The sequence below is a fragment of the Sphingomonas gellani genome (genome assembly GCF_900110035.1).
In the GTDB taxonomy this organism is placed as follows: Bacteria; Pseudomonadota; Alphaproteobacteria; order Sphingomonadales; family Sphingomonadaceae; genus Sphingomonas; species Sphingomonas gellani.
The window spans coordinates 121,287-136,603 of sequence record NZ_FOCF01000003.1 but is presented as its reverse complement, the minus strand read 5'-3'; the positions used below and the strand labels follow the sequence as shown (position 1 = coordinate 136,603).

15 protein-coding genes are annotated in these 15,317 nt (G+C 67.6%); 9 read left to right on the top strand and 6 right to left on the bottom strand.

What is annotated here, in order from left to right; genetic code table 11:
* Positions 1–242 precede the first annotated feature (242 nt).
* The 3 genes from BMX37_RS07455 (at position 243) to BMX37_RS07445 (ending at position 3,308) form a co-directional block, all read left to right on the top strand.
* Positions 243–1,667, top strand: coding sequence for a methyl-accepting chemotaxis protein (locus BMX37_RS07455; RefSeq protein ID WP_093665369.1), 1,425 nt, complete (start codon positions 243–245; stop codon positions 1,665–1,667).
* 94 nt (positions 1,668–1,761) lie between these two features.
* Entirely contained in the window at positions 1,762–2,790 is a 1,029-nt protein-coding gene (locus BMX37_RS07450; protein WP_093665079.1) for an adenosine deaminase, read from the top strand.
* Complete coding sequence (locus BMX37_RS07445; RefSeq protein ID WP_093665077.1) at positions 2,790–3,308, top strand: phosphoribosyltransferase; 519 nt, start codon at positions 2,790–2,792, stop codon at positions 3,306–3,308. Before BMX37_RS07450 ends, BMX37_RS07445 begins: the two co-directional genes overlap by 1 nt.
* 16 nt (positions 3,309–3,324) lie before the next feature.
* Here BMX37_RS07445 and murA read toward each other — a convergent pair whose 3' ends face one another.
* The gene (murA, locus tag BMX37_RS07440) at positions 3,325–4,608 is read right to left on the bottom strand and encodes a UDP-N-acetylglucosamine 1-carboxyvinyltransferase (protein WP_093665075.1); all 1,284 of its coding nucleotides are present in this window, start codon (positions 4,606–4,608) and stop codon (positions 3,325–3,327) included.
* A gap of 190 nt (positions 4,609–4,798) precedes the next feature.
* On the opposite strand from murA, the gene BMX37_RS07435 reads away from it, so the two are divergent.
* Entirely contained in the window at positions 4,799–5,494 is a 696-nt protein-coding gene (locus tag BMX37_RS07435) for a Crp/Fnr family transcriptional regulator (protein ID WP_342027848.1), read from the top strand.
* Between the two features lie 45 nt (positions 5,495–5,539).
* Here BMX37_RS07435 and clpS read toward each other — a convergent pair whose 3' ends face one another.
* The 3 genes from clpS to BMX37_RS07420 all read right to left on the bottom strand — a co-directional run bounded on the left by clpS (position 5,540) and on the right by BMX37_RS07420 (position 8,438).
* On the bottom strand, positions 5,540–5,875 hold the full coding sequence (gene clpS, locus BMX37_RS07430; protein ID WP_093665071.1) for an ATP-dependent Clp protease adapter ClpS: 336 nt from the start codon (positions 5,873–5,875) through the stop codon (positions 5,540–5,542).
* 149 nt (positions 5,876–6,024) lie between these two features.
* Complete coding sequence (locus tag BMX37_RS07425; protein ID WP_212611410.1) at positions 6,025–6,462, bottom strand: phasin family protein; 438 nt, start codon at positions 6,460–6,462, stop codon at positions 6,025–6,027.
* A 212-nt stretch (positions 6,463–6,674) separates the two neighbouring features.
* Positions 6,675–8,438 (bottom strand): PHA/PHB synthase family protein, encoded by a 1,764-nt coding sequence (locus BMX37_RS07420; protein ID WP_093665067.1) that lies wholly within the window; start codon positions 8,436–8,438, stop codon positions 6,675–6,677.
* A 119-nt stretch (positions 8,439–8,557) separates the two neighbouring features.
* Between BMX37_RS07420 and BMX37_RS07415 the strand changes: the two genes are divergently transcribed.
* From BMX37_RS07415 to BMX37_RS07395, 5 genes are all read left to right on the top strand, one after another.
* Complete coding sequence (locus tag BMX37_RS07415; RefSeq protein ID WP_093665065.1) at positions 8,558–9,769, top strand: LL-diaminopimelate aminotransferase; 1,212 nt, start codon at positions 8,558–8,560, stop codon at positions 9,767–9,769.
* Between the two features lie 3 nt (positions 9,770–9,772).
* Positions 9,773–10,006: a hypothetical protein gene (locus BMX37_RS07410; protein ID WP_139198047.1), complete on the top strand. Its 234-nt coding sequence runs from the start codon at positions 9,773–9,775 to the stop codon at positions 10,004–10,006.
* The gene (locus BMX37_RS07405; protein WP_093665368.1) at positions 10,003–10,779 is read left to right on the top strand and encodes a sulfite exporter TauE/SafE family protein; all 777 of its coding nucleotides are present in this window, start codon (positions 10,003–10,005) and stop codon (positions 10,777–10,779) included. The genes BMX37_RS07410 and BMX37_RS07405 overlap by 4 nt, the downstream gene beginning before the upstream one ends.
* A 96-nt stretch (positions 10,780–10,875) precedes the next feature.
* On the top strand, positions 10,876–12,978 hold the full coding sequence (locus BMX37_RS07400; protein ID WP_093665061.1) for a RelA/SpoT family protein: 2,103 nt from the start codon (positions 10,876–10,878) through the stop codon (positions 12,976–12,978).
* 89 nt (positions 12,979–13,067) lie between these two features.
* Positions 13,068–14,207 (top strand): glycosyltransferase family 2 protein, encoded by a 1,140-nt coding sequence (locus BMX37_RS07395; RefSeq protein ID WP_093665060.1) that lies wholly within the window; start codon positions 13,068–13,070, stop codon positions 14,205–14,207.
* Here BMX37_RS07395 and BMX37_RS07390 read toward each other — a convergent pair.
* Both BMX37_RS07390 and BMX37_RS07385 read right to left on the bottom strand, forming a co-directional pair.
* Positions 14,141–14,869, bottom strand: coding sequence for a class I SAM-dependent methyltransferase (locus BMX37_RS07390; RefSeq protein ID WP_093665058.1), 729 nt, complete (start codon positions 14,867–14,869; stop codon positions 14,141–14,143). The two genes, BMX37_RS07395 and BMX37_RS07390, sit on opposite strands and share 67 nt — an antisense overlap.
* The gene (locus BMX37_RS07385; RefSeq protein ID WP_244501446.1) at positions 14,869–15,297 is read right to left on the bottom strand and encodes a GtrA family protein; all 429 of its coding nucleotides are present in this window, start codon (positions 15,295–15,297) and stop codon (positions 14,869–14,871) included. The genes BMX37_RS07390 and BMX37_RS07385 overlap by 1 nt, the downstream gene beginning before the upstream one ends.
* Between the last annotated feature and the right edge of the window lie 20 nt (positions 15,298–15,317).

The window sequence follows — 15,317 nt, the reverse complement described above, 5'->3', positions numbered from 1 at the left end:
CTGACCAGTGAGAGGCAAACTTCGCGCAGTTCTTATCCGGCAGCGGCAGCATCCCACTAGGTGAAACCCGCAGAAATGGCCGGAAACCGTGCGTCGTTGCGGCGCCGTGTCAGGACGGCCAATACGACAATCCCCACATCGCCACCAAAGCGGAGCCATAACCCGTTGGTAAGGCGCCATAGTTACTCACCCCCGTCATGCGCCGGTCGGGACTGCCCCGCCGCGCGACGAGCGAGGCAGATATGTTCGACTGGTTCGAGAAACGCGCGCCCATCCGGGTCAAGTTCAAGGCGCTGCTGATTATTTACACGCTGCTGTCGGGCACCATCGCCGGCGCGGCCTGCTATGCGGCCATGCATGCTGCCGGGATCAACACGGTGCTGGTCATGGGCGTCGCCATTGGCGGCGTGCTCGCGGTGATCGCCACCACGCTGACCGCATCGCGGCTGGTCTGCACCCCCTATGTCAACACGGTGGTCCGCATGGAGGCGCTGGCGCGCGGCGACCTGGACAGCCCCGTCGCCTATACCGACTATCGCGATTGTGTCGGCCGGATGACCAAGGCGATGGAGAATTTCCGCGAGAAATCGATCGCCGCAGCCGAGTGCAACACGCAGCGCAAGATGGCGCTGGCGATGGGTGAAGGGCTGGAGCGGCTTGCCGCCGGCGACCTGACGCACCGCATCGCGGCGGAGTTGAGCGGCCCCTTCGCCAAGCTGAAGGAAGACTTCAACAACGCCATGCAGACGCTGGAGGGCACGGTCGGATCGGTCGTCCATGTCGCGCAGGGCGTCCACAAGGGCGCGGACGAGATCCGCTCCGCCTCCGACGACCTGTCCCAGCGGACGGAGCAACAGGCGGCCAGCCTGGAGGAAACCGCCGCGGCGATGGAGGAAATCACCACCACCGTGAACAAGACGGCGAAGGACGCCGCTCGCGCCAACGGCATCGTCTCCGACGCGCGCAGCGACGCCGAAGAGGGTGGCGACGTGGTGAAGCGCGCCGTAGGCGCGATGGGCGACATCGAACGGTCCTCGTCGGAGATTTCCGAGATCATCGCGGTGATCGACGGCATCGCGTTCCAGACCAACCTTCTGGCCCTGAACGCCGGCGTGGAGGCAGCGCGGGCCGGTGACGCGGGCAAGGGGTTTGCGGTGGTGGCGTCGGAAGTGCGCGCCCTGGCCCAGCGCTCGGCCGACGCGGCCAAGGACGTGAAGGCGCGTATCACCCGCAGCGGCGAACAGGTCAGCATCGGCGTGGAGCTGGTCAGCGACACGGGCAAGTCGTTGCAGCGGATCATCGGCCGCATCGGCGAGATCAGCGACCTGGTGTCGGAGATCACCACCGCCGCCGAGCAACAGGCCAACGGGCTGCAACAGGTCAACGTCGCCGTCGCGGAGATGGATTCCGTGACCCAACAGAACGCCGCCATGGTGGAACAGTCGACCGCGGCCTCGCGCAGCCTGCTGAGCGATGCGGACGAGCTGAACAGCGCGGTGTCGCGCTTCACGGTCGGCACGGCGCACAAGCCTGCTCAGGCGGTCAGCACACCCGTTGTCCATCAGCTTCAGCACCGTGCGGCGCTTGCCGGGCGCCGTATCGCCGCCATCCCGTCACGCGCCGGAAACGCGGCGGTCGCGGTTCAGGGTGACTGGTCCGAGTTCTGATCGGCACCGGTTGAGAGCGGGGCGGCGGCGCGGTGCACGGTCGCCCCGTCTTCTCGCCCTTGCTCCCCTGCCGCATCGCAGCGATGATGGCGCGATGCCCGACCTCGACTCCTTCATCGCCGGCCTGCCCAAGGCGGAACTCCACCTCCATATCGAGGGCAGCCTGGAACCGGAGCTGATGTTCGCGCTGGCCAGCCGCAACGGTGTCGCCATCCCCTTCGCATCCGTGGAAGAGGTGCGCGCGGCGTACAGCTTCACCCGGCTGCAGGATTTCCTCGACATCTATTATCAGGGCGCGAACGTCCTGCTGACCCAACAGGACTTTCACGACTTGGGCAGCGCCTATTTCGCGCGGGCCGCCGCCGACGGCGTGGTCCATGCCGAGATCATGTTCGACCCGCAGACCCATACCGCGCGCGGCATCCCGTTCGGCACGGTGATTGGCGGGCTGCTCGCGGCAATGGAAGAGGCGGAGGTGCGCCACGGCATGACCTCACGCCTGATCCTCTGCTTCCTGCGCCATCTGGATGAGGAGGACGCGTTCCGCACGCTGGCGGACGCCAAACCCTGGCTCGACCGGATCACGGCGGTGGGGTTGGATTCGTCCGAGAACGGCCACCCGCCGTCGAAGTTCGCCCGCGTCTTCGCCGAGGCGCGGCGGCTAGGGCTGCGCCTGGTCGCACATGCCGGTGAGGAAGGACCGCCGGCCTATGTGCGCGAGGCGCTGGACCTGCTCGCCATCGACCGGCTCGACCATGGCAACCGCAGCCTGGAGGACCCGGTTCTCACCGCCCGGCTGGCGCGAGAAGGGATGACGCTGACCGTGTGCCCGCTGTCCAACCTGAAGCTGTGCGTGGTGAACGACATGGCCGACCACCCGATCGACCGCATGCTGCGCGAGGGGTTGCGCGCCACGATCAACTCCGACGACCCCGCTTATTTCGGCGGTTACGTCGCGGACAATTATCGCGCTGCGGCGGCGGCGCGCGACCTGTCCCGGTCCGATCTGGCAACCCTCGCGCGCAACAGCCTGCTCGGCAGCTTCCTGTCCGACGCGGAGGTGGCGGCGCATCTTGCCCGGCTCGACGCCTATCTGGCCGACACGCTGGCGGAGGCGGCCTGATGCCGGTGTTCACGCCCATCGGCCATGACGTGTTCGTCGCGGACGTGCTGACCATCGCCGGGGCGGTGAGCGCCGATGTCGACTGGCGGCCCAGCTTCATCATCGGCATCGGACGCGGCGGGCTGGTCCCGGCAGTGTACCTCAGCCACGCCACCGGCCTGCCGACGCTCAGCTGCGACCTGTCCAGCAACGTCAAGGATTTTGCCGAGGACGTGCTGGTCCGCCTGGCCGGCCGCACGCGAGAGGGCGAGAGGCTGTTGTTCGTCGATGACATCAACGATTCAGGCCGCACCATCGGCGTGCTGCGCCGGGCGTTGGCACAGGCGGGCGCGGCCCCCGGCAGCATCCGCTTCGCCACCCTGATCGACAACAGCGTATCGGCGGAACGCGTCGATTACCGCGCGCGCACCATCGACCGCACGGTGACCAAGGACTGGTACGTCTTTCCGTGGGAAGCGGTCGCGCCGGCCGCCTCGATCGAGGACGATGCGGCCGAGGTGCCCGACCGCATTGCCTGAATGCGCGCAGGCGGCGTCAGCCGTCGCTGACGCGCTCGATGTCCGCGCCCACCGCCGACAGCTTTTCCTCCAGCCGCTCGTACCCGCGATCCAGGTGATAGACGCGCGCCACGCTCGTCTCCCCCTTCGCGGCCAGCCCGGCCAGGATCAGGCTCATCGATGCGCGCAGGTCGGTCGCCATCACCGGCGCGCCGGTCAGCGCCTCGACCCCGCGCACAACGGCGGTGCGTCCGCTGACGGTGATGTCCGCCCCCATGCGCGCAAGTTCGGGCACGTGCATGTAGCGGTTCTCGAAGATCGTCTCGGTCAGCACGCTGGCGCCGTTCGCCAGCGTCAGCATCGCCATGAACTGCGCCTGCATGTCGGTCGCGAACCCCGGATAGGGCGCGGTGGACAGGGTCAGCGGCTTCAGCGGCGCATCGGCGGCGACGCGAACCTCGGTTCCGTTCGCCTCCACCGTCACGCCGGCCTCGCGCAGCGCGTCGAAGGTCGCGCCCATCTCGTCCGGGGCGACGCCGGTCAGCGTCAGGTCGCCGCCAGTGATCGCCGCCGCGCAGGCATAGCTGCCCGCCTCGATCCGGTCGGGCATCACGGAATAGCTGGCGGCATGCAGGCGGTCGACGCCCTCGATCTCCAGCGTTTCGGTGCCGATCCCCTCGATCCGCGCACCCATTGCCACCAGACAGCGGCACAGGTCGACGATCTCCGGCTCTCGCGCGGCATTTTCGATGCAGGATCCGCCACGCGCGGTCACCGCCGCCATGACGACATTCTCGGTCGCGCCGACCGACACCACCGGGAACCGGTAGCGACCGCCCGACAGCCGACCGCCCTTGGCCGATGCGCGAACATAGCCGGACGCCATTTCCAGCTCGGCACCGATCGCCTCCAGCGCCTTCAGGTGCAGGTCGATCGGACGATTGCCGATCGCGCAACCACCCGGCAGGCTGACCCGCGCCGTACCCGCGCGGGCCAGGATCGGGCCCAGCACCAGGATCGACGCGCGCATCTTGCGCACGATGTCATAGGGCGCCTCTGTCGAAGTCAGCGAGCCCGCGCGGATCGTCATGACCCGGCCGAACTCGTCCGGTCGCGTCCCCTCCACGGTGGTCGCGGCGCCCAGCTGGTTCAGCAAATGGCCGAACCCGTCGACGTCCGCCAGGCGCGGCAGGTTGCTGAGCGTCAGCGGCTCATCGGTGAGCAGCGCGCAGGGCAGCAGCGTCAGGGCGGCGTTCTTGGCGCCGGAAATGGGCAGGCGGCCGGTCAGCCGATTGCCGCCACGAATGATGATCCGATCCATGCGAACCGCGTCTATCGCCGCGCCACGCCTGCGCAAGCGCGACGTGCAAGGGCGATGATCCATCCATCGTCGATCGAACGGCATTGATCGATTTTATTGCGGCGAGCAAAGGGCTTTGCTTTTGATGGCCGTTGAGGGGAAAAATCCAGACGTGCCGGATAGTTGCTTTGCCGATCGAATCGGCCGCTTTTTGGATTTGACCCAACCCGAACGGGTCGCGTTGGCGGCCCTGGAGGATCGACCGCGCACCGTCAGGCGGGGCACGCCGCTGGTTCGGGCGAACGATCGCGGTACCGAATTGTTCATGCTGCGCCGCGGCATGCTGATGAACTTCGTCCTGCTCGACGATGGCAGCCGGCAAATCCTGGGTTTCCACTTCCCCGGCGACATGCTCGGCTGGCCTACCCTGGCCTTTCGCAGTGCGCCCGAAGCATTGGTCGCGGTGACCGAGGCGGAGGTGTGCTCCTTCGATCGCGCCGCATTGATCGAACTGGCGAGCGAGCGACCCCGGCTGTTCGCCGCGATCACGGCGTTCAACCAAATGGAGCGGCAGGCGCTGGTGGATCGCCTGGCGGGCATGGGCCGCACCTCGGCACGGGGGCGTGTCGCGGCGCTGCTGATCGAAATCCGAAATCGGATGCGACGCGTCGATGCCACGATCACCAACCGCTTCATCCTCGGCCTGACGCAGGAGGAGATCGGCGACGCGACCGGGCTGACCGCGGTGCACGTCAATCGCATGTTGCGCCAGTTGGAAGAAGACGGCCTGATCGCCCGAGAAGGGGGCCGCGTCACACTGATTGACGAGGACAGGTTGGCGCATGTCGCCAACTATATCGATCGCAACGACGCGGTGGATCTGACCTGGCTGGCCCGCCTGCGCTGAACCGAGATCGCTGACCAATTCCCGGTGCCGGTCAGCGGACCAGACTCAGGCCTTTTCCAACGTGCATTGCAGCGGGTGCTGGTTCTGGCGCGCAAAGTCGGTGACCTGCCCGACCTTCGTCTCCGCGACTTCGTAAGAGAATATGCCGCACACGCCCACGCCCTTCTGGTGGACGTGCAGCATGACCCGCGTCGCCTCCTCCATGTCCATGCGGAAGAATCGCTGGAGGCACAGCACGACGAACTCCATCGGGGTGTAGTCGTCGTTGAGCATCAGCACGCGATACGGCGTCGGTTGCTTGGTGCGGGTGCGGGTCCGCGTGGCGACACCGGTGCCGTTCGCGGAATCGTCGTCGCCGCCGTCGTCGCGGCGCTCTGCCATGGAAAGGGGATGCAGCTGCATGGTTGCCCTGAAATATGGCACGCGGGCCCTGGTGGGCAAGGTGGCGCGCCACGAAAAAAGGACGGCCGCACGACCGGCGACCGTCCCATGACAATGCCGACGGCCGCGGATCGCAGCCGGTCGGTCGGTCAGGCTGCGGAGCGAACCTTGTCGGCCGCCAGCGCCCAACGATTCTGCAACGGCTGAACGATCTCACCGGCCAGCTTCAGCGTCTGCTCCGCCGAACGCGAGCTTTCCGACACCAGCGCGTCGAACGACTGACGGATCAGGTCGCCCTGCACCTGCATGAATTCGGCCGGGGTCTTGACGGCGGCCAGAGTGCGGGCGGCAGCCACGCTGTTCTCGTAGGACCGCTTGGCATAGGCCGACGCGTCACGACCAAAGGCTTCGAGGCCACGAGCGGCGATGCGGCCGGATTCCATCACGGCCTCGACATGGCCCTTGTTCAGTTCGCTCATCTCCTCGAACAGGCGGGTGCCCTTCTCGGCGGCGCTCTTGGCACGCTCGCCGGCGGCGGCGAACACGGTCTGGGCCTGGTCGGTGGCGGTCTTGATCTGCTCTTCCATGATCTGTTCCCTTGCTGCGGGGGCCGCCGAAGCGGCCGGTTGGAACGCCGCCGCGCCCTTGCGCGAACGGGTCCGTGCCGGCTTCTTGGCGACCGGCTCTGCCTTGACGGGAACCCGCCGATCCGATTCGGAAGATGTCGAGTCCACAGTCATGTTGCACTGCACAATAATAGTTGATGCGGCCGTTTTCAAGCTTATTGTGCAGTGCAACATCACCGCATGCGGACATAGCTCCCCGGCGCATCTTCCAGCGCCGGCAGGGTGCCTCCGCCGGGAATGCGCGCGCCCGACACATCGGTTTCGCCCGGTGAACGGGCGCGCAGCCACGCCATCCAGTCCGGCCACCAGCTGCCCCGCACTTCGCGCGCGGATGCGACGAACGCGTCCAGCGTTTCCGCCGGCGTGTCGCTGGTCCAGTACCCGTATTTGCCGGCGGCCGGCGGGTTCACCACGCCCGCGATATGCCCCGATCCTGCCAACACGAAGCGGAGCGGGCCGCGAAAGGATTCCGTGATCCGCCACACGCTTTCGGGCGGCGCGATATGGTCCTCCCGGCCCGCCTGCACATAGGCGGGCGTGTCGACCCTGGTCAGGTCCAGCGGCGTGCCGGCGACCGACATGGCGCCCGGCTTCACCAACAGGTTGTCGCGGTACAGGTCCGTCAGATACCCCAGATGCCAGCGCGCCGGCAGGTTGGTGGTGTCGCCGTTCCAGTGCAGCAGGTCGAAGGGCGCATAGTCCTTGCCCAGCAGATAATTGTTGGTGACGTAGTTCCAGATCAGGTCGCGCCCGCGCAGCAGGTTGAACGTCGCCGCCATGTAGCGCCCGTCCAGAAACCCCTCCGGCGACAAGGCGCCGATCAGCGCCAGTTGCTCGTCGTCCACGAAATGCTTCAGGTCGCCGGCGCCGGAAAAATCGACCTGCGCGGTGAAGAAGGTGGCGGAGGCGATCTTGCCCCCCTCCCCCCGTGCCGCCAGCCACGCCAGCGTCGCGGCCAGCGTGGTGCCCGCTACGCAGTATCCGATCGCGTGCACCGCCGGCACGCCCAGCAGGTTGCGGATCGTGTCCACGGCCTCCACCTGCGCCAGCACGTAATCGTCCCAGCTCACCTCGCCCCAGCCCAACTCCTCGCTGTCGGCTCCCGCCGATTTCCAGGACACCATGAACACGGACACGCCCTGCTCCACCGCCCAGCGGACGAAGCTCTTCTCGGGGGTGAGGTCCAGGATGTAGAACCGGTTGATCCACGGCGGAAAGATCACCAGCGGTACGTCCAGCACCCGCTCCGTGGTCGGCGCATAGTGGATCAGCTCGAACAAGGGCGTGCGGTACACCACCTTGCCCGGCGTGGTCGCCAGGTTGCGCCCGACCTCGAACGCGGTGCGGTCGCCATGCGTCAACTGCCCCCGGCCCAGGTCCGCGAGCATGTTGGCCAGCCCCTTCAACAGGCTCTCCCCGCCGGTTTCCACCGCGCGCTGGATCACCTCCGGATTGGTGCCGGGGAAGTTGGCGGGACTGATCGCATCGACGACAGCGCGGGTCGCGAAGCGCAATCGCTCCCGCTGCGCGGGGTCCACTCCCTCCAGCGCGTCGACGCCCGCCAGCATGTGGTCCGACAGCGCCAGGTAGCTACGCCGCACCCAGTCGAAATACGGGTTGTCGTGCCACGCATCGGCGCGGAAGCGCTTGTCGTCGGCTGTGGCCGACGCCGGTGTGCCCGGCCAGCCCTGTTCCGGGTCGAGCATCTGCTGCCACAACCGCATGCCCGCCGACCAGAAGTCACCGGCCTTGCTCAGGGCTGTCGCACCCGCGGCCGGCTCCGGGGGCGTGTCGGGCATGGCCTTGGCCCATTCCAGACCGGCCTCCATCATCATCTGCTGCGCGCGACCCATCACCCAGGTCCAGTGCTGCAGATCGGCCAGGCTGGGCGGCGGGTTAGGCGGTGACTGACGGGGCGCGTCCGTATCGTCTGCCATGACTTCTCTCCGCCTCCTTCATGCCGCGCGCGAAGCGCAGCTTGGTGCCGATGCAGGCAAGCCACGCTTTGCCCCGGCCGGCACACCGGTTACACCGCCGTTCAGAAAGGTGAAACACCATGTCAGACGACGAGTTCTACCGCATCAAGCGCCTGCCACCCTATGTCATCGCGGAAGTGAACGCGATGCGGGCGGCCGCGCGCGCGGGCGGTGAGGACATCATCGATCTGGGCATGGGCAATCCCGACCTGCCCCCGCCCCCGCACGTCATCGACAAGCTGTGCGAGGTCGCGAAGAAGCCGGGGGCGCATGGCTATTCCCAGTCCAAGGGCATTCCCGGCCTGCGCCGTGCCCAGGCCAATTATTACGGTCGCCGTTTCGGCGTGGAACTGGACCCGGAAACGGAAGTGGTCGTGACCATGGGTTCGAAGGAGGGGCTGGCCAGCCTCGCCACCGCGATCACCGCACCGGGCGACGTGGTGCTGGCACCGAACCCGTCCTATCCCATCCATACGTTCGGCTTCATCATCGCGGGCGCGACGATCCGCGCCGTACCGACCACGCCGGACGAGCGCTATTTCGAAAGCCTGGAGAAGGCGATGGCCTTTACCGTGCCGCGCCCCAGCATCCTGGTCGTCAACTATCCGTCCAACCCGACCGCGGAAACGGTGGACATCGCCTTCTACGAGCGGCTGGTCGCCTGGGCGCGCGACAACAAGGTGTGGATCCTGTCCGACCTGGCCTATTCGGAACTGTATTTCGATGGCAAGCCGACCGCCTCCATCCTGCAGGTGAAGGGCGCGAAAGACGTGGCGGTGGAATTCACCAGCCTGTCCAAGACCTATTCCATGGCCGGCTGGCGCATCGGCTTCGCGGTCGGCAACAAGCGGCTGATCGCCGCCATGACGCGGGTGAAATCCTATCTCGATTACGGCGCCTTCACGCCGGTGCAGGCCGCCGCCTGCGCCGCGCTGAACGGGCCGCAGGAGATCGTGGAGCAGAACCGCCAGCTGTACCACAAGCGGCGCGACGTGCTGGTCGAAAGCTTCGCCCGCGCCGGCTGGGACATCCCCAGCCCGCCCGCGTCCATGTTCGCCTGGGCACCCCTGCCCCCCGCGCTGGCGCATATGGGCAGCCTGGAATTTTCCAAGCAGTTGCTCAGCCATGCCAAGGTCGCGGTCGCGCCCGGCGTCGGGTACGGTGAAAACGGCGAGGGCTTCGTGCGCATCGCCATGGTCGAGAACGAGCAACGCCTGCGCCAGGCGGCGCGCAACGTGAAGCGGTACCTGCAATCGATGGGTGTCAACGTGCCCTCGCAACGGGCCGGCTGACGCTTGGCGTACGCAAACGGCGATACGCGACGCGTGGCGGCAATCGGCTGCACATCCGGCCTGCTGACGGGCGTGGCGCTGACGCTGGCGATGGTGGCCCGCGCGCTGGGTGATCCGGCCGGACCGCCACCGCATGCATCCGCCGCGTTCGACCAGGGGTTGGCCGTCGCCTGGATCGTTGCGCCGTTCGTCATCGCGTTCGCCGTCGGGGCCTTGTTCATGTGGAAGCGATCGTGACGCTGAACCCGCTCTATTCGCTGGCCGGTGTGCTGGTAGGCCTGCTGGTCGGGTTGACCGGCGTCGGCGGCGGGTCGCTGATGACGCCGTTGCTGGTGCTGGCGTTCGGGTTCCATCCTGCAACGGCTGTCGGCACCGATCTGCTCTACGCGTCCGTGACCAAGACGGTGGGCACGACCGTCCATGGCTGGCGCGGAACGGTCGACTGGCGGGTCGTGGGCCGGTTGGCGCTGGGCAGCGTGCCCGCCGCGCTGCTGTCCCTGCTGATGCTGTCGCACATGGGGGAAAGAACCGGGGAGGCCGGGCACCTGATGGCGACGCTGCTCGGCGCGACCCTGCTCGTCACCGCGATCGCGACGCTGTTCCGCCAGCGACTGGTCGGCTGGCTGGTGGCGCGGCTGGGCACCGCGGAGGGCGCGCGGCTGACCCTGCTGACCGCCGCGCTGGGTGCGGTCCTGGGCGTGCTCGTGTCGCTGACCTCGGTGGGCGCGGGCGCGCTGGGCATGACCGCGCTGCTGGTGTTGTATCCGCGCCATGCGCTGAAAAGCCTGGTGGGATCGGACATCGCCCATGCGGTACCGCTGACCCTGCTGGCGGGGATCGGCCACTGGCTGCTCGGGTCGGTCGACCTGTCGCTGCTGGCATCGCTGCTGCTCGGCTCGATCCCCGGCATCATCGTCGGCAGCCTGCTCGCCAGCACGGTCAAGGAGGGGGTCCTGCGCCCGATCCTGGCGGTCACGCTGCTTCTGGTCGGGGTGAAGCTGCTGGTCTGACCCGCGCCGATATTCGCGTGCGGCGCAGGAAATCGTCGCCGGCCGGGCATTTACCGTGTTGCAAAGCAGCGCGGCTCCCCGCACGTCTAGGACAACGTGCTCAGACAATATGAATTGGTCGATCGGGTCCTCGACTACGATCCGGATGCCGACGAGGCGCTTCTCAACCGCGCCTATGTGTTTTCCATGCACGCGCATGGCAGCCAGAAGCGTGCCAATGGCGACCCCTATTTCAGCCACCCGATCGAGGTGGCGGGCATCCTGACCGACCTGCACTTGGACGACGAGACGATCGCCACCGCGATCCTGCACGACACGGTGGAGGACACGGTCGCCACGTCCGAGGAGATCGAGCGTGTGTTCGGCCCCAGCGTCGCGCGGCTGGTCGATGGCGTCACGAAGCTGTCCAAGATCGAGGCGCAGACCGAAAGCGAACGCGCGGCGGAGAATCTCCGCAAGTTCCTGCTCGCCATGTCGGACGACATCCGCGTGCTGCTGGTGAAGCTGGCCGACCGGCTGCACAACATGCGCACGCTGCACTTCATCGCCAAGCCGGAAAAGCGCCGACGCATCGCGCGTGAGACGATGGAGATCTACGCCCCGCTCGCCGAGCGGATCGGCATGTACGAATTCATGAAGGAGATGCAGACGCTTGCCTTCGAACAGCTCGAGCCGGAGGCGTACGAATCGATCACCCGCCGGCTGGCCCAGTTGAAGGAAGGCGGCGGCGACCGGATCGCGAAGATCGCATCGGGGTTGAAGCTGATCCTGTCGCGCGCCGGGCTGGAGGCGGAGGTGTCGGGGCGGGAGAAGCATCCCTTCTCCATCTGGCGCAAGATGTCGGAGCGGCGGGTCAGCTTCGAACAGCTGTCGGACATCATGGCGTTCCGGCTGATCGTGCCCGACGTCGACGACTGCTACCGCGCGCTGGGCCTGATCCATCGCCGCTGGCACGCGGTGCCCGGCCGGTTCAAGGATTACATCTCCAACCCCAAGCGCAACGGCTATCGCTCGCTGCACACCACGGTGATCCACGCCGACAACACGCGCGTGGAGATCCAGATCCGCACCGCGGAAATGCATGCCCAGGCCGAAATGGGCTTCGCAGCGCATTGGGCCTACAAGCAGAAGGCGGCCGCCGAGCCCGAGCCGCATGTCGGCTGGATCCGCGATCTGGTCGAAATCCTCGACACCGCCGGCAGCCCCGAGGAGCTGCTGGAACACACCCGCATGGCGATGTACCAGGATCGCATCTTCGCCTTCACGCCCAAGGGGGAACTGATCCAGTTGCCCAAGGGCGCGACGCCGATCGACTTCGCCTATGCGGTGCATACCGACCTGGGCGACCAGGCGGTGGGCGCGAAGATCAACGGCCGGGTGGTACCGCTGCGCACGACGATCGAGAATGGCGATCAGGTGCAGATCCTGCGATCGCAGGCGCAGGAGCCGCAGCCCGGTTGGCTGAGCTTCGCGATAACCGGCAAGGCACTGGCCGCCATCCGGCGCCACCTGCGCCAGAAGGAGCGTGACGAAACGATTGGGCTGGGCCGCAAGCTGTACGACGACATCGTGCAGCGGCTGCCGGCGCAGATCGGCGCCGATGCGCTCGGCCACGCGCTGAAGCGGCTGAAACTGGCGGACGAGACGGCGCTGATGACCGCGATCGCGCGGCGCAGCCTGTCGGACGCCGCGGTGATGGAGGCGCTGATGCCGGGGGCGGCGGGCGCCGATGTCCAGCACGCCCCGCAATCCAGCGCCATCTCGATCAAGGGCCTGACGCCAGGGGTCGCGTACAACCTCGCCACCTGTTGCCACCCGGTGCCCGGCGACCGCATCGTCGGCCTGCGCCGTCCCGATGCGGGGATCGAGGTGCACCGCATCGATTGCCCGGTGCTGGGCGAGCTGGCCGAACGGGCGGAGGGCGAAACCGACTGGGTCGACATCGCCTGGGGCGAGAAGACGGAGGGCGCCGTGGCGCGCCTGGCGGTGGAGGTGCGCAACGAGCCCGGCGCGCTGGGCGTGCTGGCGACGATCATCGGCGCGCACCGTGCCAACATCATCAACCTGCGCCTCGACAACCGCGACACCGGGCTGCACACCAACGTCATCGACGTGGAGGTGCACGACGTCCAGCAGCTGATGCGCCTGCTCGCGGCCCTGCGCGCGGCGGAGGTGGTCAACGCGGTGGAGCGCGTGTGATCCGCCGCGCCATCCTGGAGGCCCAGGGACGCCGGTGCGCCCCGCGAACGGGTGACGCCCCCTTTCCCCCGCGCTAGAAGCGTCCGCTTATGCACCGTCCCGCGCTGTCCGTCGTCATTCCCTGTTACAACGAGGCGGCGTGCCTGGACGCGCTGCACGCCCGCGTGTCGGCGGCGGCGCACGCGGCGGTCGGCGACGATCATGAGATCGTGCTCATCAACGACGGCTCACGCGACGACAGCTGGGCCGTGATGCAGCGGCTGACCCAGAGCGACCCGCGGCTGGTGGCGATCAACCTGTCGCGCAACCATGGCCACCAACTCGCCCTGACCGCCGGGCTGGACCTGTCGGCGGGCGAGCAGATCCTGATCATCGACGCCGACCTGCAGGACCCGCCAGAACTGCTGGCCGACATGCGCCGCGCCATGGTGGAGCAGGAGGCGGACGTGGTCTATGCGGTGCGCCGCAAGCGGGCCGGCGAGACGCTGTTCAAGAAGGCGACCGCCGCCGTCTTCTACCGCATGCTCGATCGGCTGACCGATACGGAGATCCCGCTCGACACCGGCGATTTCCGGCTGATGAGCCGCCGCGCGCTCGACGCGCTGCTGTCGTTGCCCGAACAGGCACGCTTCATCCGCGGCATGGTCGCATGGGTCGGGTTCCGTCAGGTGCCCTTTCCCTACGACCGGGCGGAACGGCACGCGGGCGAGACCAATTACCCGCTCAGCAAGATGCTGCGCCTCGCCTTCGACGCGGTGACCGGATTTTCCACCGCGCCGCTGCGCTTCGCCAGCCATGCCGGGCTGATCCTGACCGGCGTGTCGATGCTGTTGTTCGTCTACATCCTGATAGGCTGGCTGTCGGGCAGCGCGGTACAGGGGTGGACGTCCACCATGCTGGTCAACGTGTTCCTGGGCGCGGTGCAGATGTTCGTTCTGGGTATGATCGGCGAGTATCTCGGCCGCATGTATGTGGAGGTGAAGCGACGGCCGCTCTACCTCGTCGCGGACGTTGCCGGCCCGGTGCAGGGTCGCGCCACGCTGGGCTTTCGCGCGGAACCGTCCCATGCGCGGCGCGCGCCCGTGTTCCAGCCGGGCCTGACCCCGGCCGTGGTGTCAGCGGACACGGCGCCGGATGAGGGCGCGCGAACCGATGCCGTCGATCAGGCCGGCACCGCCAGCGTGACGAGCGAGACGCCCGGCGCCATCGGCACCCGCCCGACCATGTGACGTTCCCAGCGAAAGATCGTCTCAAACAGCCGGTTGATCGCCGGCGGCGGGGGCGAATCGTCGCTGTCGTCCCGTCCGGTCAGCCGCCCCATTACCCGCGCCGCCGCCGCCAGCGGGAACAGCAGGGTGTTGAAATAGCTCAGCCGCGTCGGCTTCAGCCCCGCACGCGCGATCGCGCCCACCAGCGTCTTCTTGGAATATCGGCGGTGATGATGGTTCACCACGTCGTGCGCGGACCACATCCACTGATGCGCGGGCACCGCGATCAGGATCTTGCCGCCGGGCTTGAGCAACGTCGCCATCGCCTTCAGCGCGGCGACATCGTCCTCGATATGCTCCACCACGTCCAGCACCGCGACCAGGTCGTAAACGCCGCGCGGCACGTCGGGTAGCGCGGGCAGCGGGCTGGCCCCGACCGGCTTGCCCAGCCGCTCCGACGCGATGCGGCGCGCGGCAGGGTCGATCTCGATCGCCTCCACCTCGCCGAAACCGGCCAGCATCGGCAGGTTGTGGCCGGTGCCGCAGCCGATCTCCAGGATCCGCGCCCGCTCCGGCAATCCACCGAACCGGGTCAGGTAATCGGCCAGGATGTCGCGGCGCGCGCGGTACCACCAATGCGTGGAATCATGTGCCGCCATGCGGTCGTAGACGATGCGATCCATCAGGCGAACACCCAGAAACGGTTGAGGGCAAAGGTGATGACCGCCGCCAGGAAGATGGCGGGGACCAGCGGCGCCCATGCGGGCAGGTGGAACAGGACCGTACCGATCCAGGTGACAAGCGCGTTGATCGACAGGCCGACGCCCTGCACGGCGACGAACTTCGCCCCCTGCGTCGCGCCGCCGTCGCGGCTGCCATGGTCGCGAAAGCTCCAGCGGCTGTGCATGACATAGCCGAACACGACCGCCACCGCGAAGGCGAAGGGGACCGCCAGCACCGCGCGGCCGCCGCGGAACACGAAATGGGTCAGCGGCAGGTACACTAGCGAATAGATGACGCTCGATAACCCACCCGTGATGCCGAACCGGACAAGCTGTCCCAGCAGTCCGCTCGCTTTCAGATGATCGATCCGATCGGTAAGTGCCGCCACGCCTGCCTTGCCCTTTCCGC